Origin of the sequence: Vibrio ezurae NBRC 102218, from assembly GCF_000467185.1 — a bacterium.
Lineage (GTDB): Bacteria > Pseudomonadota > Gammaproteobacteria > Enterobacterales > Vibrionaceae > Vibrio > Vibrio ezurae.
On sequence record NZ_BATM01000016.1, the window covers coordinates 15,143 to 36,902 of the forward strand.

Consider the following 21,760-nt stretch of genomic DNA (forward strand, 5'->3'; position numbering starts at 1 on the left):
CGGTTAGAACAAAATATACGCAAGTCTTTGTTGTGTATTGGTTTTAGGTAAAAAGAAAAAGGGGTTAATCACTTAACCCCTTCATATCGTGTCTCAATGTCAGTCAATTAGTGACTAAAGTTTGCTTTCGCTTCATTAAACTTGTCAACATAAGCCATCATCTCTTCTTCAACCCAAGGAATAAGACCGCTGGCAATCATGCGTTTACACCCTTTGCCAATGACTTGACCTTCACCTTTAAATTCAAAGTTTAATGTGACGACGCCACGTTTTCCTGTTACATCAAAGGTGGCGCTGGTGAGATCGACAGTTGGCTGTTTAATATCAAAACGGCTGAATTCGAGTTTCATGCTCTCATAGATGATAAGAGGGCGCTTAGTATTAAACATCATTTGTTCTTCTTTCATCAGAGGAACCATGATGTGCGGGAAGTTCATACCAGAAAACTGCACATAGCCACGAATCACGCTTTCAATGAGTTCTCTATCAGTGCTGTTGTCGCCATTGCGTTTTAGCGTTAAATATTGCTTGTCTTTTGTATCGACAACGGCGCTGACTTCGTTGTTTTCATGTTCTACTTTTAGCTTAACGTTGTCGCCAACCATTCCAGAAAAAGTAAATTCCATGTTCTGGCTAATCCCTTCTTGTTGTAACAAGACCGCGAATAATAGATCGCCGGGTACACAGAAGCGTTTATGGTCTTCGTCATGAATAGGATTGAAGTCACCCGCAATGCCTTTTGCAAAATCACTGGCTTGTTGACGAGTAAAATAAAATGACGAATCTTCATTTACGAAGTAAGGGGATAAAAACATAATGATGCTTAAAGTCTTTGTTGTTGCCTGATATTTTTCGAAGTATACCAAAGCGCTCACATTTAATGGTCTATCCAGTGTATCAATTGATGACAGTTGTATGAATTTTTTAATAAATAATCGAGTGAATAGGGGGCCAGTAGGGCTTTGCGGTTGTTATTTTGACGATTTTGGTTACAATACTCCGCTTGTTTATTAAATGGCCTCGTTCACATCGGTATTTGTGAAGGCATTAATAACCACCTTATTTGGCTCTTGTTTTCTAAGGCATTGAACGCAAGAGATTGACTTAAACATGTGTTGCTTCGTATGTAACACCACTGGAATAGGACTTAAAATGCCTGTAATTACTCTTCCTGACGGCAGTCAGCGTCAATTTGACAACCCTGTATCAACTCTTGATGTCGCCGCTTCTATCGGCCCTGGTCTGGCAAAAGCCACCATTGCAGGTCGTGTGAATGGCGAACGTTTTGATGCGTGCGATCTTATTGAGCAAGATGCAAGCCTAGAAATCATCACTGCAAAAGATGAAGTTGATGGTCTAGAAATCGTGCGTCACTCATGTGCTCACCTTCTTGGTCATGCCATTAAGCAACTTTATCCTGATGCAAAAATGGCTATCGGTCCTACGATCGACAGCGGTTTTTACTACGACATCGATATGGAGCACCACCTTACGCAAGAAGATTTAGATAAAATCGAAAAGCGTATGAAAGAGCTTGCGAAAACTAAGTATCAAGTTGTTAAAAAGAAAGTCAGCTGGCAGGAAGCTCGCGATGCATTTGAAGCTCGCGGAGAAACCTACAAGATTGAAATCTTGGATGAAAACGTTGCTAGAGACGATCGTCCAGGTTTATACCACCACGAAGAATACGTTGACATGTGTCGCGGTCCACACGTACCCCACATGGGCTTCTGTCAGCACTTCACGCTACTTAACGTAGCAGGTGCATACTGGCGTGGTAACAGTGACAACAAGATGCTACAGCGTATCTACGGCACAGCGTTCCACGACAAGAAAGCACTTAAGGCGCACTTAACACGTCTTGAAGAAGCCGCTAAGCGTGACCACCGTAAGATTGGTAAGCATCTAGACTTGTTCCACATGCAGCAAGAAGCACCTGGTATGGTGTTCTGGCATCACAATGGCTGGTCTATTTTCCGTAATCTAGAAGTATTCATCCGTGAAAAACTGACTGAATACGATTACCAAGAAGTAAAAGGTCCTCTAATGATGGACCGCGTTCTTTGGGAACGTTCTGGTCACTGGGACAAATACGCCGATGCGATGTTCACAACCAGTTCAGAGAACCGTGAATACGCTATCAAACCAATGAACTGCCCAGGTCACGTTCAGATCTTTAACCAAGGTCTAAAATCGTACCGTGATTTGCCGCTACGTATGGCTGAGTTTGGCTCATGTCACCGTAACGAACCATCAGGTGCACTGCACGGCATTATGCGTGTGCGTGGCTTTACTCAGGATGATGCACACATCTTCTGTACTGAAAGCCAAATTCAAGATGAAGTGATTAGCTGCATCAAGATGGTTTACGATACATACCAAACTTTCGGTTTTGATAACATCGTAGTGAAACTGTCTACACGCCCTGAAAAGCGCGTCGGCTCTGATGAAATCTGGGATGAATCAGAAAAAGCACTAGAGCAAGCTTTGCAATCTATGGACATTTCTTACGAGATCCAAGAGGGTGAAGGTGCGTTCTACGGACCGAAAATTGAATTTACTTTGTATGATTGTCTGGATCGTGCGTGGCAATGTGGTACAGTGCAACTCGATTTCAACTTACCGGGTCGTTTAGGTGCAACTTATGTGGGTGAAAACAACGAACGTTTAGTTCCTGTTATGATTCACCGCGCTATTTTGGGCTCACTTGAGCGTTTCATCGGTATTCTTATCGAAGAATACGCAGGGTTCTTCCCAACGTGGTTGGCACCGGAACAAGCGGTAATTTTGAACATTACTGATAAACAAGCAGAATATGTTCAAGAAATCGCACAAAAAATGCAAAAAAGTGGAATTAGAGCCAAAGCGGACTTGAGAAATGAGAAGATTGGCTTTAAAATCCGCGAACACACTTTAAAACGTGTACCGTACATGTTGGTAGTCGGTGACCAAGAAATGGAAGCTGGCGAAATCGCAGTACGTACTCGTAAGGGTAAGGACCTAGGCAAGTTCAAAGTGGATGATTTTATCTCATACATCCAAGCCGAGGTTTCAAGCCGTAAGCTCAATCTGGAGGAATAAGCTATTAAAGGCGGAAGACGTGGTCAACAACAACCGGCCAAACAAAACCAGCACCGTTTAAACGGTGAGATTCGAAGCGTACGTGAAGTTCGATTAACTGGCGCTGATGGCGAACCAGTAGGTATCGTAACTTACTCAGAAGCACAGGCTGCAGCAGACGAAGCTGGTATGGATCTCGTAGAGATCAGCCCTAACGCCGAGCCACCTGTCTGTCGAGTGATGGATTATGGTAAGTTCCTCTTTGAAAAGAGCAAAGCTCTTAAAGAGCAGAAGAAGAAGCAAAAGCAGATTCAGATTAAGGAAGTAAAATTCCGACCTGGAACTGATATTGGAGACTATCAGGTAAAACTACGCAACCTGACGCGTTTCCTAGAAGACGGCAACAAAGTGAAGGTAACAATTCGCTTCCGTGGCCGCGAAATGGCACACCAAGACATCGGTGTAGACGTTCTGAAGCGATTGAAAGAAGATACAGTAGAATTTGCTGTTGTTGAATCTTTCCCTAGCCGAATTGAAGGTCGTCAGATGATCATGGTGCTAGCCCCTAAGAAGAAGTAATTACAGGCCTACAAGTAATCCAACCTTGCTGCTCCTGAGTGGCAAGGTTTTATTCGCCCTAATTACTATGTTATTAACAACTCAACAATGCGGAGTTATTCATCATGCCTAAGATGAAAACCAACAAAGGTGCTTCTAAGCGTTTCAAGAAAACAGCTGGTGGTATCAAATTTAAGCACGCTGGTAAACGTCACATCTTGACTAAGCGTACTACTAAGAACAAGCGTCAACTACGTCCTAACGCTATCCTTCCAAAATGTGAAGTGGCTGGTGTTATGCGTATGATGCCATACGCTTAATTCTTTTTAGTTTTTAATTCGTTTAGTTTAGGAGAGACATAATGCCTCGCGTAAAACGTGGTGTACAAGCTCGTGCACGTCATAAGAAAGTTCTAAAACAAGCTAAAGGTTACTACGGAGCACGTTCACGTGTATTCCGCGTAGCTTTCCAAGCAGTTACTAAAGCTGGTCAATACGCTTACCGTGACCGTCGTGCTAAAAAGCGCGTGTTCCGTCAGCTATGGATCGCTCGTATCAATGCTGCATCTCGCCAGAATGGTCTATCTTACAGCCGTTTCATCAACGGTCTTAAGAAAGCATCTATCGAGATCGACCGTAAGATCCTTGCGGATATCGCGGTATTCGACAAAGCTGCATTCGCAGTTCTAGTTGAAAAAGCAAAAGCTGCTCTATAATTTTTTAGAACATATAGCTTTATCTAAAGGAGACCTCAGGGTCTCCTTTTTTCTTGCCTGAAACTCCTAGCCGAAAGCCTGTTTTCCAAGCTCAATAGATTTGCACAGTTCGTCCTTTATCAGCGGTAAGCACAGCTCTCTAAACCACTGGTGCTCAGGATCGTTGTGATAACGAGCGTGCCAAAGTAGGTAATAGTGATGTTCGTTGGTATCAAACGGGACGGGCTTAACCACCAATTCTTTATTAGAAAAACTCGCGGCAATATGTAGGGGAACCGTCATTAAGGTATGAGTGAGAAGCAAGGCTTCCACTGCAGACTCAAAAGAGGGGGCTGTGGCGAATATACGTCTTTGTTGCTTAGCATTTGCAATAAGTCGGTCAATTTCTCTTTGCTTATCTACCACACCATTAACCAAAATGTGCTTAGCATCCATATAGCGTTTGGTCGTCATCGACATAGGAGCCAGTGGATGTGAAGCTGACATTAGCACCACATACTTATCGCCACCAAGACGCTTGCCGTATAGATTTTCAGGGATCTCTTCTGCCATGGTCGCGACCAAATCAACGCTTCCTTTATGCAGTTCGCTGAGATCTTCGTTTTGCCATAGCTGAGTGGTTAAACTTGATAATGGGGATTCTTGTTCCAATTGCTGACAAATCACAGGCAGCATTTTGGGGGCAATGAAGGCATTGAAGGCGAGGGTAAAGCGACGGGAGATCTCTTTCGGCACAACTTCATCAGGAGAGTAAAGCCTGTTTAACCTTTGTAAAAGCTCAGGCAGCTCTTTTTGCAAATGAATAGCACGTTGACTCAATGAAAATTGATTGCCTTCACGGATCAAAATAGGATCGCCGAAGGCATCTCGAATTTGCAATAATGTTTTACTCATTGCTGACTGGCTAACGTTCAACTCTTGAGCTGACAGCGTCAGATTACGGGTTTTCAGCAATGAGTCTAGGGCGACTAATAATTTATAGTTGTGCATCCTTCATCCTTGAATGATTTGTTACTAACGCGAGCTACAAAGCTTTCAACATCCAAACATCACACATGTTATGGAGTGTCCCCTCTAGTGGTTTGGTTAAATGCTCAAAACCGAGCCCTTCATACAAACGCACGGCTGAGGTCATATTTGAAAGTGTATCCAAGTAGCATTGAGTGAAGCCTTGTTCTTTGGCAAAGTCTAAACAGTGGTTAGACAGTGCTTTACCCAAGCCTAAACCTCTTGCTCCTTCTAATAAAAAAAGCTTTTTTAGTTCACAAGTTGAAGAGCCTTCTACAAAGGGTGCGACTCCGCAGCCCCCCACAACCACGCCGTCTTTCAGTGCGACAAAGTAACGACTCTTGTTGTCTAACGTATAATAGCGACTCATATTTTCGACTTCAGGATCTGACGGTCCATAACCTTCACCCACAGCGCCAAACTCTTTCCCCACTTTTTTGATGACTTCTTTGACAGTAGGGTCAAATTCTGGAGTTATGCTGACTATTTTTAATGACATAATGGTTTCCTCATCTTTAGCTCTTAATCACAAGTTACCGTTATTCATCACTATAGAGAAATGGATAAAAAGACTAATTGGTATGAATTTTTATCAAGTCTAGCAGAAAAATTCGAACTAATATCATGCTTCATGTAGCGATGATACTGAGCTTTAGGCTTGTCACAAGAGTCAGTTTGATAAATACTGAATGGTTAGGCCACAATACTTTAGGGATATAAAATGAGCAATGTGTTGGTAGATTGTACTTGGTTAAATAAGCATTTAGATGACAAAGATTTGGTCCTACTGGATGCCTTTATGCTCAATGTTGTGGGCAAAGAGCCGATTGAATACTCAGAGTTTGTCACCATTCCCGGCGCATTGCCTTTCGATATAGAAAACGACTTTTGTAACAACGAATCTAGTCAACTGCATGCACTTCCTACAGCGCAACAATTCACAGCAAATGCGCAAAAGCTAGGCATTAACAAGCAAAGTAAGATCGTAGTGTTCGACAATCAAGGGATCTACAGCGCCCCCAGAGCATGGTGGACGTTTAAGGTTATGGGTTTTGATAACGTAAAGGTCTTAGATGGTGGATTACCGGCTTGGATAGAAAAAGGATACCCAACCAGTCACGCTTATTCGCAGATTGCTGGCCGTGGTGATTTTGTTGCGAACTACGAGTCAAATAAGTTGACCGATTACCAAGGGGTATTAGCCGAACTGAATAATCCTAAACAATTAGTGGTGGATGCCAGAGGCCGTGCGCGGTTTAATGCAGAAGTTGCTGAGCCAAGACCCGGCGTTAGAGCAGGGCGAATCCCTAATTCTGTGAATCTCCCATTTGCCTCTTTGATGGAGGGGAATGGATTTAAATCAAAACAGGCGTTATTACAGCTGTTCTCTGATATTGGTAGTGAGAATTCTGACCGCTTAGTGTTTTCCTGTGGCTCAGGGATCACCGCCTGCATTCTTATTTTAGCCGCGCATGAAATTGGCTTATCCAACACCATTTTATACGACGGTTCTTGGGCGGAGTGGGGCTCTAATAAGGCACTTCCGCTAGAAGCGTAATAAACAAGGAGCCGTATAGCAAGGCATTGTGCTTGATAGCGCGCATACCAAAAGGAACTCTCCAAGAGTTCCTTTTGGTATGCGCTTTAGGTTTTAAAGCTTGTACTTTTTAATTACAGATAGGGGGTGTTAGTAAACTCATTTCTGACTCTTTATCATTTAGATCGATTACTCATTCGAACTTTGTTTTTCTGTGCTTGCCTTATATTTACTAATGCGGAAAGCAAAAGATAAGGCCCTAGTAACTTGTCTTGTAGTTAGTGCCTGTTTCTGGGTGCTCGCCGACACTTCGCACTCCATCGCTAAAAAAACTGAGAAATTGTTCAATCAAAGTGTGGTTATATCAGCGCCATGACGAATGTTGCAATGTCGAATGAAATAGCAGTTCCAATAAAGGTAGGGTTTTTCTGTTTGATAGCTGTAATAGCGTAGCCTGATTTCTGTCCGTATAGCCTCCAAAAATGTTAATTGCCCCTAACCGTTACCTTACTAATGTACTGTGTTTATATGCAGTTATAGTTAAGATGATTACTATGAAAAAGATGTATAAATCGTTTGATTGGCGCGTCGATAATACTAATTTTTAGCCATTAACATCTTATTATCAATAGTTTGTTATATAAAAGTGCTATGCAGATCTCGTAAAAACTTACACATCTTTTGTATCTGATAAATTGTTATTTTTAACTCGTATTTTCATTAAAAAATGCATTTAAAACAAATGGTTAAAAGTGATTTTCTGACTAAGAGACTTACAATAAAGCAGGAGGTTCTCCTGCTTCTAATTAATAAACTGTTAGCTTGTAAGTAATGCTGTGAGCTTTGGTATTTAAATTCAATGGTTTACAATGCTTTTTTAATTCTTATCACCAGAGGAATATCGTGCAGTCAAATGCTCTCTTAGAAAACCTCAAAGAAGAAACTAAGCAGCCAGTCAACTGGATTGCTAGTGTTGTAACAATCCTTAACTTCATTGTTAGTTTAGGCGTCTCTGTAAAATATGACAGTATACCTACGGGAGGGATCCCAGTTGGTAGCGTAGCTGTTGGTTTTATTGTAGCGTGCCTGCTAGAAGCTTTACTTGCTACTGCATTTGGTTACTTAATTGTCTATTCAAGCAGCAAAGGTAAGGGGTTGCCATATTTATTGGCAATTGTAATTATGCTTATATCAGCATGGACTTCATTGTTTAACGCCCAGTGGTTAGTTTTAGGCCAAGCACCGGCTACGACAGGAGATGCCTTTGCATTATTCGTTTTAGCTGCTCTTTTTGCTGGCTTTGCTTGCTATCTCATTGGTGACCATGTAGAAAAATTTCAGCTAAAGCTCTCTTCGGTGAATGATTTCATTAAGTCATTAAATTCGGGAGGTGGGTTGTACTTTTGGCAGGTTTTGTCTTTTGGAGTTATGTTTGGATTGATAATTGGTCAGTTGAACATAGCTTAAAGAAAGCCATACAAGCATTTAAGAGTGATTCGCAACGCGTGGCATTTTACTATGCGTTGGTTTAAGTGTTTAAGGTGGTATGCGGCGGTTTCAGTATCGGCAATAATTGTTCTTGCGAGGTGTGGCAGTTCATTTTCTGCGTCTTCAAGCATTAAGATAACCTGTTTCAATAACGAAGAGCGGCAGACAGTCATGATCAACCCGAATTCAGAGAGCAGGGCACGCATGCGATTCATAAGAGCAGTGCGCTCACGAACAACCTAATACTCTCTCATGCTATGTACCGATAAGATGGCTTGTTGCTCGGGGGATTTTCAGGCACAAAGCGAGTTGATAGGCGTTGAACAGCTTCGCATATGGCAACAGCATCATTAAGGTCGTTCTTTCCCTTAGTTCGATAAGGAATGACGTATTTAACGGCCATAATACGGGCGTCGTGACCCAGTTTATTGAGTGTTCTTGCCCAATAATGTGCACCACTACACGTTTCAACGCCTATACGCATGAGTGGCATATTTGCTATTGTAGTCAGTAGTTTAGAGCGGGTTACCGACTTATGAAGTATGACTTTACCATTTTGATCTACAGCATGAAGACTAAAGTGGTTTTTTGCGAGGTCGATACCGCAGAAATAAGAATAATCAGACATGGTGCCTCCGATGCATTTAAGTACCACATAACTGTGGTAGATTCTCGGTAGGGAGAATCCATGTCATTCGTTAGCCCTCTACTCGTATACAAATATAGGTTTATAGTGAGTGATAGATTTGGAAGACAAAAAGCAAGAGTGTAAAAATGAAATTGATCGCATAAGTATTGAACAACTGCATGAATCCACCCTGCAAATTAGTAATCAGTGTTTCGAGTACAAAAAGCTATGTGTCACTGTAATCGGTGTAATTGTTACGGCGTTGCTTAAGTTCAGTGAATCATCGAGCTTAACCGAAATAGCATTCATTTGTTTGGTTATAGTGCTTGGTTTTTGGTGCTGTGATTCAATTGCTTATTATTACCAGAAGTCGAATAGAATTTTGATGGGTAAGTTAACTATCGGAATAAAAGAACGTCATGGAATTGAAGTCAGTACAGCTCCAGCACAAGGTTTAAGCTGGTTCAAAGCTATCTTTAACCCTTCAATGGCATTGTATATGTATATTGCAGTGATGTGCCTATTGGCAGTAATCTATGGTTTACTTGAACCAATCAAAGTGTTGTTTGAGCAGTGAAAATTTTTGTAAGTTACACAGTTAGAGACCCATTTGTTACGGAGTCGCTTTTGGTTTCGGTTCAAGAGTCTCTGACGCCATTGGGCAAGCCATATATAGACCTAATACACAATGACTCATTAGACAAACAAGCTAGAGTAGAACACGAACTTACTCAGTCTGACATTGTTTTGCTTCTCAATAGTGCTTCAATTCAATCTTCTCCTTGGGTTCGTTGGGAAATTGATACTGCTGAGCAACTAGGAATACCTGTTAAGCGTGTAGACATCAGTGGGGTAGCTCCTACCTATAAAGATATGCTCTCGGTAATCGAGGGCTAACAAATTGTTTTAGAATTACGGCTAATTTTGGGTTTGGTTGGCTTTAGCAATTACGGTGGCTTACTTAGGTTTTGTGCTTTAGCCGCACCTTAGCAAGGCGTTACTTTCATCTCAGCTAATCCGTTATATCCTAATTTAGTAATGTAACTGACAAAGCTTTGTCCAATATAGTGTTAAAAAACAACGCCTTAATGAGTTTAATGTGACGATACATTAAGGCATTGGAGTACGTTTACTCGGTTAAGGTAACAGTAAAGCGCAATGGCTTGGCCGTATAGGTTCCTTTTTTGATAAATGTTCAATCAATTAATCAATTACACCTTGGGGTTAGAACTCGTAGCCAACACCAGCATAGGCGCTCATTGATTCTGTTGCTGTGTCGTAAGCACCACCGAGTTTTGCTGTAAAGTTTTCCGTGAATCGTTCACCTACACCAACGGCAACAGCTTGTGCATCACCATGATATCCAACAGCAGCCGTAACTGAAAACTTGCCTACACCATACGGGTTCACTAGACCTGCAAAAGCAGCGGACTCTGCGTATGCCCCCTCTACGTTCTTCGCCATTTGTTCAAAGTCTCTTCGTAGGTTTTGAAGATCAGCACTGTTTTGCGCTACTTTCTCAGAGTTTTGTTGAGCCATAGCATGATTTTGCTGAGCCATTGTTTCTGCATGTGTAGCGTGATTTTTTACATCAGCTAATTGTTCGTCGTGGCGCTTAAGACGGGCTCGGTTTTGTGATACACCTTTGGCATTAGCCACAGTGGTGTGCTCAACAGATTGCACTCGTTTTTCATTGTGTGTTGAACGCTGTGTATTGCCCTGCAATTGTGCCTCATGTGCATTAAGACAATCAGTTTTGTCTTGCGCGTCGGCTTGCAGCGATACCAACCACTGATTATTGTTATATACAGATTGAAATGTGGCCGTTGTCATGGCGTGGTTTGTTGCCACTTGTTGTTCCAGTGTTTGATCGGCTAGAGCATTAACTGAAACCAAACTAACAGACAGAGTAAGTAGAGCAGTAGTGAATCTTTTCATAATGTAGTTCCCCTTAGAATGTGAAATTTTCAGCGCCTAGAGCTTGTGTTTGTGTGTTCAGCGTCTTGGGCTTGGGGTTAATTTATGCATTATTGACTGTTCATAAAAACGACATTTAGGAATGTTTAGTGTGAATTAATTTCATGCTAATGACGAAACGAAGTCTATTTTGGCGTTGAAATATAGGGTTCAAAACGTAGCAAAGTATGGCGTAAAAGATGGCGATTTAAGCGATTAGTTGCCTGCCGTTTGATGATGACTAACGGAAAAACTAGAAAATTTGCGTTGATGCTAGAGGGTACTAAGCAGGCATCAGCGTAATATGCAAAAAGACAAATTTCCTAGAAGGTTTGGGGTTACAAGTTTAAAAATATAATACTAAGGCAGGAGCCTTATGACTTTTCCGCTGTCTGTTGTAACGTAAAGATAGTCATCAGGTGAGACCTGTATATCACGAATTCTTTCGCCTAAATCTTCAAACAAGCGCTTCTCTTCAATCAGTTTGTTGCCGTCTATCTTGATAACGTTGATATGAGTGAGCTTTAATGCACCTGCCAGTAATTTCCCATTAAGCTCAGGATAGCGTTTACCCTGATAAAGAATTAACGACGAAGGTGCGATAGAAGGGGTGTAAACCAGTGCTGGCGCGGTGACGCCTTCTTTATATTCTGAATCACCAACGCTGATCGGTCCCCAATATTCTTTGCCGTGTGAGGTCTCTGCCCAGCCATAATTATGGCCTTTTTGAATATGATTAATCTCATCACCGCCACGCGGGCCGTGCTCTATAGCCCATAAGGTATTGGTGTCTTGTGCAAAGGTGATTCCTTGCGGGTTGCGGTGTCCATAGCTCCATATCTCAGGTAGCGCTTGTGGGTTTTTTACAAATGGATTATCGGCAGGGACTGAGCCGTCACTGTTCACTCTAAGAATGCTGCCCGCATGAGTCGACAAATCTTGTCCGTTATCTCTTACGCCGCGATCGCCAATACTAAAGTACAGTTTATTGTCTGCATCAAAGGCTATTCGACTGCCAAAATGACGTCCGCTATCAGAATCGGATTGAGTCAGTAAAATATCTTTAAAGCCAGTAATAGCGCCATTTTTATAGGTCATAGTCGCAAGTGCCACTCGCGCGCCTTGCTGAGTGTTTTGGCTGTAGGTGAGGTAGACCTGAGTCTTGTCTAACGGATTAATCGCAAGGTCAAGCAGACCGCCTTGGCCTTTGGCATAAACATTACTGGGTGTATATAAAGGCTTAATCGCTTTATTGGTAATGTCGAGCTCGACAATGGCGCCATTGCGTTCGCTGATTAATGCCGTATTCGCATTAACAAATTCAATCGACCAAGGGATTTGCAAACCCGTGGCCACAGTTTCAAGACGATAAGAGGCCGAGTGCGGCTCGGCAACCACCGCAAAACTTACGGTTAGTGAAGAAAAACCGAGTATGGCGCTGCTGATAATCGTGGACAATGGTGATTTCACTAGGTGTCTCTCCCTGCTAGCGGTGATTTTGACAATAACTGAGTATCCAATACGTCAATTGTGATTATATGCATCTTTTAGAGTATTAGGGTATAGCGCATTGATATCGTTGAGATATAAATCATTGAACTTCGGCTTCTGTCGCTGGTTTGTTTGTATTTTCATACTTCGCTTAGCTCTTGTTTTGATAACAAGTGCAAGAGTTAGATACAAAACTCAACCTGACTAAAGTTTAACCGCCCATAGCAAAAAGTGCGTCACAAACAGGGGAGTGAGTGCTTATATTGCGCTGTTCTTGCCGAAGAATTAAGAAATCTTGAATTTCCGCTTATTTACGTTTGGCTTTATGCCTGCCTTTTATTACTATGTGTAACTATTCAAAATACCCTAAATCCCGATGGATACTGCCATTAGGCAGACGAGGAAATAATGCAACATCTACAAGAGATTATTGCTAACGCGACTGCTGCTATCGAAGAAGCGCAATCGTTAGTTGCACTGGATGAAGTGCGTGTTCAATTCCTAGGTAAAAAAGGTGAGCTAACGCTTCAACTTCAAAGCCTAGGTAAATTACCGCCAGAAGAACGCCGTAGCGCGGGTCAAGAGATCAACAAAGCGAAAGGTGCGGTTCAACAAGCAATTGCGGCTCGTAAAGACGGCCTGCAAAAAGCAGAGTTGGAAGCTAAACTAGCTGCTGAAACCATCGATGTGACCCTACCAGGTCGTCGCATTGAAAATGGTGGTCTACACCCTGTAACGCGCACTATCGAGCGTATGGAACAGTTCTTTGGTGAACTTGGTTTTGCAACAGAATCAGGCCCAGAAATCGAAGATGCATTCCATAACTTCGATGCACTGAACATTGCGCAAGATCACCCAGCTCGTACCGATCACGATACTTTCTTCTTCAACCCTGATCTGATGCTACGTACGCACACCTCTGGTGTTCAAATCCGTACTATGGAAAACGGCAAACCACCGTTCCGTTTCATTGCACCAGGCCGTGTATACCGTAACGATTACGACCAAACTCACACGCCAATGTTCCACCAGATTGAAGGTCTATTGGTTGATGAGAACGTAAACTTTGCACAGTTGAAAGGCATCATCTCTGACTTCCTAGTAGCATTCTTTGAAGAAGAAGTAGAAGTGCGTTTCCGTCCATCTTACTTCCCGTTCACAGAACCTTCTGCTGAAGTGGATGTAAAACGTAAAGACGGAAAATGGTTAGAAGTCTTAGGTTGTGGCATGGTTCACCCTAACGTACTTCGCTCTGTAGGCATTGATCCTGAACAGTACCAAGGCTTCGCATTTGGTATGGGCGTTGAGCGCTTAACCATGCTTCGTTACGGTGTAACGGACTTGCGTGCGTTCTTCGAAAACGACCTTCGTTTCCTTAAACAGTTCAAGTAATCCAGGGACACAAATAGATGAAATTCAGTGAATCATGGCTTCGTCAGTGGGTTAGCCCTGCGGTTACTACTGACGAACTAACACACCAAATTACAATGGCTGGCTTAGAGGTTGACGACGTTCTTCCTGTAGCGGGCGAATTTACCGGCGTTAAAGTAGGTAAAGTAGTGGAATGTGGTCAGCACCCAGATGCTGACAAATTGCGCGTAACAAAAGTAGATGTTGGCGCAGAAGAACTTCTTGATATCGTATGTGGCGCGCCAAACTGTCGCGAAGGCCTAATTGTTGCTGTGGCAACGGTTGGTGCTGTTCTACCGGGCGATTTCAAAATCAAAAAAGCAAAACTACGTGGTCAACCGTCACACGGCATGCTGTGTTCTTTCACAGAGCTAGGCATTGATGTGGAATCTGACGGCATCATGGAATTACCAGAAACTGCGGTTGTGGGTACTGATTTCCGTGAATTCCTAGATCTTGACGACGTAACGGTTGATGTGGATCTTACAGCAAACCGCGCTGATTGCTTTAGCATTCGTGGTCTTGCTCGTGAAGTGGGCGTACTTAACCGTGAAGCGGTAAAAGAGCCAGAATTCACAGCGGCTTCTGAAAGCATTCAAGATACAGTTGCTATCGAAGTGAAAGCGGCGCACGCATGTCCTCGTTACCTTGGTCGTGTGATTAAAAACGTCAACGTGAAAGCGGCTTCTCCAATTTGGATGCAAGAAGCACTGCGTCGTTGTGGCGTTCGCTCTATCGATCCAATCGTTGATATCACTAACTACGTGATGCTAGAACAAGGCCAACCAATGCACGCATTCGATCTGAGCAAGATTGAAGGTGGCATTGTGGTTCGTATGGCAGAGCAAGACGAGAAACTGACTCTTCTTGACGGCAACGAAGCAAAATTAAATGCAGATACGTTGATCATTGCTGATCACAAACAAGCTCTTGCTATCGCAGGTATCTTCGGTGGTGAAGGCTCTGGCGTAACTGGCGAAACAACAGACGTACTTCTTGAAAGTGCCTTCTTTGCACCGGATGCGATTCGCGGCCGTGCACGTGCTTACGGTTTGCATACTGATTCTTCAATGCGCTTTGAGCGTGGTGTGGATTTCGAACTGCAACACAAAGCAATGGAACGCGCTACTCAGCTTTTGGTTGAGATCTGTGGCGGTGACGTTGCTCCAATCGCGGGCGTTGAGTCAGCGCAAGACTTGCCAAAAGCCAACACTGTTTCTCTACGTCGCACTAAGCTAGACAGCCTACTAGGTCACGCTATCTCTGATGCAGACGTTGTTGAAATTCTAGAACGCCTTGGTTGTACAGTAACGACAACTGAATCAGGTTGGGATGCAGTTGCTCCTACATGGCGTTTTGATATCGCTATCGAAGAAGATTTGGTTGAAGAAGTAGGCCGTATTTTTGGCTACAACAACATTCCAAATCAAGCGCCTCTAGCGGCACTGACAATGAACGATCACAAAGAGGCTAATCAGCCATTAAAACGTGTTCGTGATCTGCTGGTGGACCGTGGCTACCATGAAGCGGTAACGTACAGCTTTGTTGAGCCTGAGCAACAAAAACTGATTGCACCAAGCATTGAGCCTTTAGTGCTGCCGTTCCCAATCTCTGCTGACATGTCAGCAATGCGTGTCCAGTTGATCCAAGGTCTGCTAAACACCGTTGTTTACAACCAAAAACGTCAACAGCCACGCGTTCGTTTGTTCGAATCTGGCCTACGCTTTATTCCTGATGCCAATGCTGAAAACGGCATGCGTCAAGAATTCATGCTAGCTGGCGTTCTTGCTGGTTCTCGCAGTGAAGAGCATTGGGACATTGAAACCAACACTGTTGATTTCTTTGATCTTAAAGGCGACTTAGAAGCGGTACTTGAGCTGACTTGCAACGAAAAAGCGTACAGCTTTGCGGCAACTAAGCACCCAGCACTTCACCCAGGTCAAGCTGCGGCTATCATCCTAGACGGTAAAGAAGTGGGCGTTATCGGTACTGTTCATCCAGAACTTGAGCGCAAGTTTGGTCTTAACGGCCGCACTGTTGTATTTGAACTAGAGTGGGATGCAATTGCAACTCGCGTGCTTCCTGAAGCGGTAGCCGTATCTAAGTTCCCTGCAAACCGCCGCGACATCGCGCTAGTTGTTGATGAAGCTGTGGCTTCTGGCGACGTAGTAGCTGCGTGTCTTGCTAACGGTGGCGAGTTAATGACAGATGCGAAACTGTTCGACGTTTACCAAGGTAAAGGCGTTGAAGACGGTAAGAAGAGTCTGGCAATTGCACTGACTCTGCAATCTGTTGAGCGTACTTTGGAAGAAGCGGACATTGCTGGCGCTGTTGAAGCAACAGTGAGCGCAGTTTCCGAGAAGTTTGGCGCAGTATTGCGTGACTAGTTTTATCACTAGTCCCGAGTGTGAATAACACCCGATGAAAAAGGGAGCCTAATGGCTCCCTTTTTTTATCTATCTTCTGCAAAATACGCTAGAATGCACCCCATTATTTAAGTCTGAGCCAAATTATCTATGACCAATGCCACAACCCCTAATAGCTTTGCTGATCTTGCGTTAATTAAACCTCTTTTAGCACGCCTAGAAGAGCTGGAGTATCAACAACCTACACCTATTCAAGCGCAAATCATTCCTAGCGTACTAGCGGGGCGTGACGTTATTGCTGGCGCTAATACTGGCTCAGGTAAAACCGCCGCATTTGCACTGCCTATGCTACAAGAGTTGTTCACTAAGCATAATTTGGTGAAATCGAGCCCAAGCAAGGGCAACTATGTCTCGGGTTTGATCTTGGTGCCAACACGAGAGCTGGCAAAACAGGTGGCCGATAACGTTAAGTCTTATGCGGTTCACTTTAACGGTGAGATCAAAACTGTTGCTGTGTTCGGTGGTGTATCAACCAATGCACAAATGCAAACACTGCGCGGTGGCACAGATATCTTGGTAGCAACGCCAGGTCGTTTGCTTGATCTGATCTCTAGCAATGCCATTAAACTGGACAGAGTGAAGACGTTAGTATTGGATGAAGCAGACCGTATGTTGAGCTTAGGCTTTACAGAAGAACTGTCCGGTCTATTAGCGAAACTGCCTAAGCAAAAACAAACGCTGTTGTTCTCAGCCACTTTCCCAGAACAAGTGCAGGCGCTCACTCAAGAACTGCTCAATGATCCAGTTGAAGTTCAACTGCAAAGCGATGATGAGAGCACTGTGGTACAGCGCGTATTCAACGTCAACAAAGGTGAGAAGACGGCGGTACTGGCGCACTTGATCAAAAAGCACCAATGGCGACAAGCGTTAGTGTTTGTGAATGCAAAAAACAGCTGTGAGCACTTAGCGGACAAACTGTATAAGCGCGGCATTGAAGCCGACGTATTCCACGGTGACAAAGGCCAAGGTTATCGTACTCGTATCCTTGATGCGTTCAAGTCAGGTGAGATTGAAGTGCTTATCGCAACCGATATTGCAGCCCGTGGTCTAGATATTGAAAAACTGCCAGTGGTGATTAACTTCGACCTGCCAAGAAGTCCATCTGATTACATGCACCGCATTGGACGAAGTGGTCGTGCAGGCGAAGTGGGCTTGGCTTTATCGCTGATCGATTATGAAGATCTGCATCATTTCAAAGTTATTGAAAAGAAAAACAAAATTCGCCTTGAGCGTGAGCAAGTGGCAGGTTTTGAGGTTGATGAAACGGTAACTCAAGAAATGATTGAAGCCAACAAACCAAAAGCAGCACCAGCAGGCACTGGCAAGAAAAAGCGTAAGAAAAAAGCGCAAGGCGGCTCTGACGACATTTGGTTAAGAAATTCTTAGTCAAAATTAATGCGTGTCAGCCCGTTATTTTTCAAGTTAACTGGCTGGCCCCTTTTTATGATTCTTACTGTAGTGAACGGAGGCAAACATGAGCGGAACTCAACGATCTAATATACGCAAAGGGCTTGAAGTGAATATTGTCCTTAAAAAAGATCAACGCACTGGAACACTGACTTCAGGCGTAGTTAAAGATATTTTGACCAAGTCACCTAACCATCCGCACGGCATTAAAGTTCGCCTAGAAAGTGGCGATGTGGGGCGAGTAAAAGAGATCGTATAAGCGCACGTTTGAGCCTAGCTCAGCAACACTTGAACGTTGCAAATAGCAGCGTTAGGAATAGCTTGATGGCCGGCTCGAACTCATTAATTTATCAAGCTGTTTCTGCGCTTTGTTTGGGTTACCCAAATCAACAACTTCAATCATTTCACATTCATCTCTAACCATTTCATCGATAAGGCTAGGGTAGTGGCGACAATCTTCGGGTCTGTCGAGGTAAATGCTACACGTATATTTGTCTTTTTCTTCAGCCTTGCTTTTTGGAACTAACTCTAAAAATGGACAACGCTCTAGTTGCTCTCTTGTTTGCGGATCAAACCAGATCTTGCCATCTTTCACATACTCAAAGATATCCGGGTTAAACAACTCCCACAGGTCTATCTCTTGTTGTGTGGCCGCTAAATCACCATTGCCATATTTGATGCAACATTTCCCGCACTGGTTACAGTCTTTCATAGTATTTCCGCATAGTATTTCCGTTGAGTCATGATGATGGATTCAGTCTATCACTAATCGTCATGAGCAAAATGAGTAAATCAGCAACGTTTAAGGCAGATTAGTAGCACAACCACCTGCATTATTTCGCTATAATCCCTCCTATTATCTAAAATTCAATAAGATAGAACATGAGAAAATATTACATTGTGGAAGGTGACACTTCTTCTAAAAAGCAAAGATTCGCCTACCCAAAGATGGCATTATGTGAGAAATGCGTAACCGATTTCGCCGTGATTAGCGAAGGAGAGAGAACCTACGAGCCGTGTCAAAAATGCGGCGCTGACGATTAGGTGCGGGGTCAAGGTGCGGGGTCAGGTCTTGAAATTTGCACCTATATTTAAGCGACTACTATTTTAACAAATGGCGGTTACTTTAAGTAATCCACGCTATCGTAAAAATTATTTGAATCAAATCATCTCATCATCCGCACGGCATCAAGATATGTTTGAGGGCGGTGATGTAGGGCATGTAAAAGAAATTTTATACTATGAATTTAAAGGACATTACCGTGAAAAACATATTCCTTGTTATTGCACTTAGCTTTTTTATGGCAGGCTGTGTCTCCAAACCAGTTTTAAATATTGAACAAGCTTATGTACCGACGTCACAAACTGGAGAACATGTTTCAAGTGAATCTGTACGTGATGCAATATTTCGCGCAGCAGAGCGCCGCGGCTGGACGCCAAGGGTAATCGAACCTGGCTTGATTATGGCGGATATCTCAGTGCGCTCTCACACGGCTAGAGTCAAGATTGAATATGATGAGAGCGAATACAGTATCCATTATGTAAGTAGCCAAAACCTGAACTACAGCAACGGTACTATCCATAGAAACTACAACAACTGGGTGCTAAAACTGTCTCGTACTATCCAACAAGAACTGGGTGTGAACTCGCAAAAATACTAATCTTTGCTAAATCGAAGTGATGACGCTACTCATTTTGTACGTGATGAGTGGCGTTTTTTCGCATTTCGATTGTACATATAATGATGGGAATACGGGTATAGAAACATGATCAAAGGTCAAATAGTCGAGTGGTTCGACGCAAAAGGATATGGCTTTATCAAATCGACACACAGTGAGCAGAAGGTTTTTGTACATATATCCGCACTGAACAATCGAGATCGACGACCGAAAATGGGGGATGAAGTTAAATTTGAAGTTCTTAAAGATAATCGAGGTCGTTACAATGCCAACAACGTGACCCGTATTGGTGATGCACCGATGACATCGAGCATGGTGTTTAGCACAATCTATCTTTTTGCAGCAATTATCGCCACTATGTTATTTAACGGGGAAAAGTGGATTATCCTTGGCTACGCATTGATGTCTCTTGTGACTTATTTTATGTATGCGATAGACAAAAACGCTGCCAAAGAAGGTCGATGGCGAACATCCGAAAATACGCTGCACCTGTTAGCGTTGTTTGGCGGTTGGCCTGGTGCTTTATGTGCACAGAGCGAATTTAACCACAAATCGAAGAAACAGCCATTTAAAACGATTTTATGGATCACCGTAATTGCAAACATAGCTGCATTTGTTTGGACATTTACCCCTTCAGGGCACACTGCGACTCATGAGCTAATTCATGGGATCATATCGTTTCTGATGTAACTAAAGCTAGGGGTTGAGCGTCAACGTGAGATCAACTTAATGGTAAAGTTCCCATTTTAAGGTTTGTATAGAATCATTTTTCTCTTCAATGTTTATTAATGATTTTATTTCATTTAAGTCATATCTAACGTTGATACCACTTGATAGGTAATGATAAACCACCTCACTAATAAATTGTTCAATAAAATCCCCTTTAATTTGCCTAGATATATTTATAATTGATTCAATTTTATCATTGCAATCACAATAGTTATTATACTTACTATTAACAATTAGACGTTTGCAAATCTCGACGGATGCATTATAGAAAAGTGGGTCATTTCTGGTTTCTAAAGTGTTTATAATGTATTGAAATAATTCATTTATTAGAAATGCTTCTTTTGCTTTTCTATTTTTTATGATGTCTTTCTTATCAGATGAAGATTGTACTTCTAATGCGTCATATACGTATGCAGATAGGTACTCTAAGAACTTGTAACCGTATAGATTATCACAACGACCAAATCTATTTATATGAGCTAGGATTCGAATGATGTTATCAATTCTGCTCTCCTTAAAGTTAGCTGAATACTCCTTATTAAAAATGCTTAATATTTCAAGCAACCATTTCTCCTGTAATTCCGAATACCTATACAGTTGAAAAAACTCATGTGAAATGTGTACTCCACCTTGACTTGAATGGTAGTTAAAGGCATTTAGATTATAATTTTTTGACCAATATTTCCGTATGGTTTTATTCTTGGTATAAATTATTGATTTAGGACCGAAAATCTCACCAAAAACCTCCCTTGATTCAGCATTGTATTTGTCGAAGTATGAAATCAAATTAGATGATATTCTTTTGTCCGTTCGCCAACCATTACTCATCTCAGTGATAATATCTGCTTCAAAATTAGTTTTATCATTACTATCGTAATAAATACCTAACAGCTCATCCATATATATTTGATTATTCACTCTTGGGTTTTTGATCAGTATATATGCAAAGAAATAGTAAATTGCAAATGCTAAGCTTAATATCAAAATGACTAAGTTAATTACTCTGACAGAGTAAATAGTCGTAAACATACTAAATAGGGAGAATATGTTTATCAGCGCAAAAATGACTAGTAAGTGATAAATCTTTACATTGAAAAGTACCTTGTACGATTTAATTAAATACTGACCGTAATCTATACCAATAACAGATTTGGATTCAGCCAATGAGGTAAGGCCAATAATGGTCATGTTTATTGCAATAATTGCTAACCAAACACTTCCATCAGTAACTAATTCATGTATATCTATAAATAAATCCACAACTCACCTCAAAGAATCTCTCATAAAACAATGTAATGTGTTAAAGAACAAATACCAGACGTTTAAGCCCAGAATGTACTGATAGATGACATTTTATTGCGTTCATATTCAACTTATATTGCTATCATTCATTATCATATTCAACAGGTGTTACACTGTAGTGTGAGTTGCATGAATAATTTGATAGAAACGACAGAATGTATTTGCGTAAGTGTGCTGTAGAGAAAGAAGAACCCTATATTTGTTCTCGGGTGTTTAATAAATTATTTTTGCAAGGAAAGCCCAGAAGGGAAAGGAAAGGGGGGACTCGAATGGGAGGCTACACCAACCTGCCAGATTCATTCACGCCAAGTAAATCAAACCGACAGATTGGATTCAGGCAATTTCACGTATTAATTTAACGAATTA

General features: G+C 42.3%; 22 protein-coding genes and 1 pseudogene. 14 read left to right on the forward strand and 9 right to left on the reverse strand.

Annotated features, from left to right (window positions below; genetic code table 11):
• Positions 1 to 107: 107 nt before the first annotated feature.
• Positions 108 to 815 carry a DUF3581 family protein gene (locus VEZ01S_RS06280; protein WP_021713174.1) on the reverse strand — a complete coding sequence of 236 codons (708 nt, stop codon included), beginning with the start codon at positions 813 to 815 and terminating at the stop codon, positions 108 to 110.
• A 337-nt stretch (positions 816 to 1,152) separates the two neighbouring features.
• On the opposite strand from VEZ01S_RS06280, the gene thrS reads away from it, so the two are divergent.
• The 4 genes from thrS to rplT all read left to right on the forward strand — a co-directional run bounded on the left by thrS (position 1,153) and on the right by rplT (position 4,333).
• Positions 1,153 to 3,081, forward strand: a complete 1,929-nt coding sequence (gene thrS / locus VEZ01S_RS06285; RefSeq protein ID WP_021713175.1) for a threonine--tRNA ligase — start codon at positions 1,153 to 1,155, stop codon at positions 3,079 to 3,081.
• Between the two features lie 3 nt (positions 3,082 to 3,084).
• On the forward strand, positions 3,085 to 3,639 hold the full coding sequence (gene infC / locus VEZ01S_RS06290) for a translation initiation factor IF-3 (protein WP_084309116.1): 555 nt from the start codon (positions 3,085 to 3,087) through the stop codon (positions 3,637 to 3,639).
• Positions 3,640 to 3,743: 104 nt separating this feature from the next.
• Entirely contained in the window at positions 3,744 to 3,938 is a 195-nt protein-coding gene (gene rpmI, locus VEZ01S_RS06295; RefSeq protein ID WP_021713176.1) for a 50S ribosomal protein L35, read from the forward strand.
• A gap of 41 nt (positions 3,939 to 3,979) precedes the next feature.
• Entirely contained in the window at positions 3,980 to 4,333 is a 354-nt protein-coding gene (rplT, locus tag VEZ01S_RS06300; protein ID WP_021713177.1) for a 50S ribosomal protein L20, read from the forward strand.
• 66 nt (positions 4,334 to 4,399) lie between these two features.
• Here the strand turns inward: rplT and VEZ01S_RS06305 are convergent, their stop codons facing one another.
• Together VEZ01S_RS06305 and VEZ01S_RS06310 are read right to left on the reverse strand one after the other, a co-directional pair.
• Positions 4,400 to 5,323: a LysR family transcriptional regulator gene (locus VEZ01S_RS06305; protein WP_021713178.1), complete on the reverse strand. Its 924-nt coding sequence runs from the start codon at positions 5,321 to 5,323 to the stop codon at positions 4,400 to 4,402.
• A gap of 34 nt (positions 5,324 to 5,357) precedes the next feature.
• Positions 5,358 to 5,840, reverse strand: a complete 483-nt coding sequence (locus VEZ01S_RS06310) for a GNAT family N-acetyltransferase (protein ID WP_021713179.1) — start codon at positions 5,838 to 5,840, stop codon at positions 5,358 to 5,360.
• 222 nt (positions 5,841 to 6,062) lie between these two features.
• Between VEZ01S_RS06310 and VEZ01S_RS06315 the strand changes: the two genes are divergently transcribed.
• Complete coding sequence (locus VEZ01S_RS06315) at positions 6,063 to 6,899, forward strand: sulfurtransferase (protein ID WP_021713180.1); 837 nt, start codon at positions 6,063 to 6,065, stop codon at positions 6,897 to 6,899.
• Between the two features lie 327 nt (positions 6,900 to 7,226).
• Here the strand turns inward: VEZ01S_RS06315 and VEZ01S_RS17040 are convergent, their stop codons facing one another.
• The gene (locus VEZ01S_RS17040; RefSeq protein ID WP_369370623.1) at positions 7,227 to 7,358 is read right to left on the reverse strand and encodes a phage integrase N-terminal SAM-like domain-containing protein; all 132 of its coding nucleotides are present in this window, start codon (positions 7,356 to 7,358) and stop codon (positions 7,227 to 7,229) included.
• A gap of 423 nt (positions 7,359 to 7,781) precedes the next feature.
• Here VEZ01S_RS17040 and VEZ01S_RS06320 point away from each other — a divergent pair, with 423 nt between their 5' ends.
• Positions 7,782 to 8,345 (forward strand): hypothetical protein, encoded by a 564-nt coding sequence (locus VEZ01S_RS06320; protein WP_021713181.1) that lies wholly within the window; start codon positions 7,782 to 7,784, stop codon positions 8,343 to 8,345.
• A gap of 50 nt (positions 8,346 to 8,395) precedes the next feature.
• On the opposite strand, the pseudogene VEZ01S_RS16510 reads toward VEZ01S_RS06320, so the two are convergent.
• A pseudogene (locus tag VEZ01S_RS16510) lies at positions 8,396 to 8,994 on the reverse strand (IS110 family transposase); the annotation flags it as partial.
• Between the two features lie 109 nt (positions 8,995 to 9,103).
• Between VEZ01S_RS16510 and VEZ01S_RS06335 the strand changes: the two are divergent.
• Positions 9,104 to 9,571, forward strand: coding sequence for a hypothetical protein (locus tag VEZ01S_RS06335; protein ID WP_021713183.1), 468 nt, complete (start codon positions 9,104 to 9,106; stop codon positions 9,569 to 9,571).
• Positions 9,572 to 9,621: 50 nt separating this feature from the next.
• The gene (locus tag VEZ01S_RS06340; protein ID WP_021713184.1) at positions 9,622 to 9,891 is read left to right on the forward strand and encodes a TIR domain-containing protein; all 270 of its coding nucleotides are present in this window, start codon (positions 9,622 to 9,624) and stop codon (positions 9,889 to 9,891) included.
• 327 nt (positions 9,892 to 10,218) lie between these two features.
• Here VEZ01S_RS06340 and VEZ01S_RS06345 read toward each other — a convergent pair whose 3' ends face one another.
• Positions 10,219 to 10,932, reverse strand: coding sequence for a YadA C-terminal domain-containing protein (locus VEZ01S_RS06345; protein ID WP_021713185.1), 714 nt, complete (start codon positions 10,930 to 10,932; stop codon positions 10,219 to 10,221).
• 378 nt (positions 10,933 to 11,310) lie between these two features.
• Positions 11,311 to 12,384 carry a PQQ-dependent sugar dehydrogenase gene (locus VEZ01S_RS06350; RefSeq protein ID WP_052032203.1) on the reverse strand — a complete coding sequence of 358 codons (1,074 nt, stop codon included), beginning with the start codon at positions 12,382 to 12,384 and terminating at the stop codon, positions 11,311 to 11,313.
• Positions 12,385 to 12,849: 465 nt separating this feature from the next.
• Between VEZ01S_RS06350 and pheS the strand changes: the two genes are divergently transcribed.
• The 4 genes from pheS to VEZ01S_RS06370 all read left to right on the forward strand — a co-directional run bounded on the left by pheS (position 12,850) and on the right by VEZ01S_RS06370 (position 17,943).
• Entirely contained in the window at positions 12,850 to 13,833 is a 984-nt protein-coding gene (gene pheS, locus VEZ01S_RS06355) for a phenylalanine--tRNA ligase subunit alpha (protein ID WP_021713187.1), read from the forward strand.
• A 17-nt stretch (positions 13,834 to 13,850) separates the two neighbouring features.
• Positions 13,851 to 16,238: a phenylalanine--tRNA ligase subunit beta gene (gene pheT / locus VEZ01S_RS06360; RefSeq protein WP_021713188.1), complete on the forward strand. Its 2,388-nt coding sequence runs from the start codon at positions 13,851 to 13,853 to the stop codon at positions 16,236 to 16,238.
• Positions 16,239 to 16,367: 129 nt separating this feature from the next.
• Positions 16,368 to 17,663, forward strand: coding sequence for a DEAD/DEAH box helicase (locus VEZ01S_RS06365; protein ID WP_021713189.1), 1,296 nt, complete (start codon positions 16,368 to 16,370; stop codon positions 17,661 to 17,663).
• A gap of 88 nt (positions 17,664 to 17,751) precedes the next feature.
• Positions 17,752 to 17,943: a YwbE family protein gene (locus tag VEZ01S_RS06370; protein WP_021713190.1), complete on the forward strand. Its 192-nt coding sequence runs from the start codon at positions 17,752 to 17,754 to the stop codon at positions 17,941 to 17,943.
• Positions 17,944 to 17,994: 51 nt separating this feature from the next.
• Here the strand turns inward: VEZ01S_RS06370 and VEZ01S_RS06375 are convergent, their stop codons facing one another.
• Complete coding sequence (locus VEZ01S_RS06375) at positions 17,995 to 18,396, reverse strand: YkgJ family cysteine cluster protein (protein WP_021713191.1); 402 nt, start codon at positions 18,394 to 18,396, stop codon at positions 17,995 to 17,997.
• A 550-nt stretch (positions 18,397 to 18,946) separates the two neighbouring features.
• On the opposite strand from VEZ01S_RS06375, the gene VEZ01S_RS06385 reads away from it, so the two are divergent.
• Both VEZ01S_RS06385 and VEZ01S_RS06390 read left to right on the forward strand, forming a co-directional pair.
• A complete protein-coding gene (locus tag VEZ01S_RS06385) occupies positions 18,947 to 19,345 on the forward strand; it encodes a putative periplasmic lipoprotein (protein ID WP_021713193.1) in 399 nt (132 codons plus the stop codon).
• 105 nt (positions 19,346 to 19,450) lie between these two features.
• Positions 19,451 to 20,053, forward strand: a complete 603-nt coding sequence (locus tag VEZ01S_RS06390) for a DUF1294 domain-containing protein (protein WP_021713194.1) — start codon at positions 19,451 to 19,453, stop codon at positions 20,051 to 20,053.
• Positions 20,054 to 20,089: 36 nt separating this feature from the next.
• Here VEZ01S_RS06390 and VEZ01S_RS06395 read toward each other — a convergent pair whose 3' ends face one another.
• Complete coding sequence (locus VEZ01S_RS06395; RefSeq protein WP_021713195.1) at positions 20,090 to 21,352, reverse strand: hypothetical protein; 1,263 nt, start codon at positions 21,350 to 21,352, stop codon at positions 20,090 to 20,092.
• Positions 21,353 to 21,760 lie beyond the last annotated feature (408 nt).

What these genes read in the sequence shown, in the direction of transcription:
- rpmI (WP_021713176.1), top strand. Translation starts at nt 3,744, where the DNA reads ATGCCTAAGATGAAAACCAACAAAGGTGCTTCTAAGCGTTTCAAGAAA.
- thrS (WP_021713175.1), top strand. Translation starts at nt 1,153, where the DNA reads ATGCCTGTAATTACTCTTCCTGACGGCAGTCAGCGTCAATTTGACAAC.
- pheS (WP_021713187.1), top strand. Translation starts at nt 12,850, where the DNA reads ATGCAACATCTACAAGAGATTATTGCTAACGCGACTGCTGCTATCGAA.
- VEZ01S_RS06375 (WP_021713191.1), bottom strand. Translation starts at nt 18,396, where the DNA reads ATGAAAGACTGTAACCAGTGCGGGAAATGTTGCATCAAATATGGCAAT.
- VEZ01S_RS06310 (WP_021713179.1), bottom strand. Translation starts at nt 5,840, where the DNA reads ATGTCATTAAAAATAGTCAGCATAACTCCAGAATTTGACCCTACTGTC.
- VEZ01S_RS06390 (WP_021713194.1), top strand. Translation starts at nt 19,451, where the DNA reads ATGATCAAAGGTCAAATAGTCGAGTGGTTCGACGCAAAAGGATATGGC.
- VEZ01S_RS06280 (WP_021713174.1), bottom strand. Translation starts at nt 815, where the DNA reads ATGTTTTTATCCCCTTACTTCGTAAATGAAGATTCGTCATTTTATTTT.
- VEZ01S_RS06305 (WP_021713178.1), bottom strand. Translation starts at nt 5,323, where the DNA reads ATGCACAACTATAAATTATTAGTCGCCCTAGACTCATTGCTGAAAACC.
- VEZ01S_RS06370 (WP_021713190.1), top strand. Translation starts at nt 17,752, where the DNA reads ATGAGCGGAACTCAACGATCTAATATACGCAAAGGGCTTGAAGTGAAT.
- VEZ01S_RS06315 (WP_021713180.1), top strand. Translation starts at nt 6,063, where the DNA reads ATGAGCAATGTGTTGGTAGATTGTACTTGGTTAAATAAGCATTTAGAT.
- VEZ01S_RS06345 (WP_021713185.1), bottom strand. Translation starts at nt 10,932, where the DNA reads ATGAAAAGATTCACTACTGCTCTACTTACTCTGTCTGTTAGTTTGGTT.
- pheT (WP_021713188.1), top strand. Translation starts at nt 13,851, where the DNA reads ATGAAATTCAGTGAATCATGGCTTCGTCAGTGGGTTAGCCCTGCGGTT.
- VEZ01S_RS06365 (WP_021713189.1), top strand. Translation starts at nt 16,368, where the DNA reads ATGACCAATGCCACAACCCCTAATAGCTTTGCTGATCTTGCGTTAATT.
- rplT (WP_021713177.1), top strand. Translation starts at nt 3,980, where the DNA reads ATGCCTCGCGTAAAACGTGGTGTACAAGCTCGTGCACGTCATAAGAAA.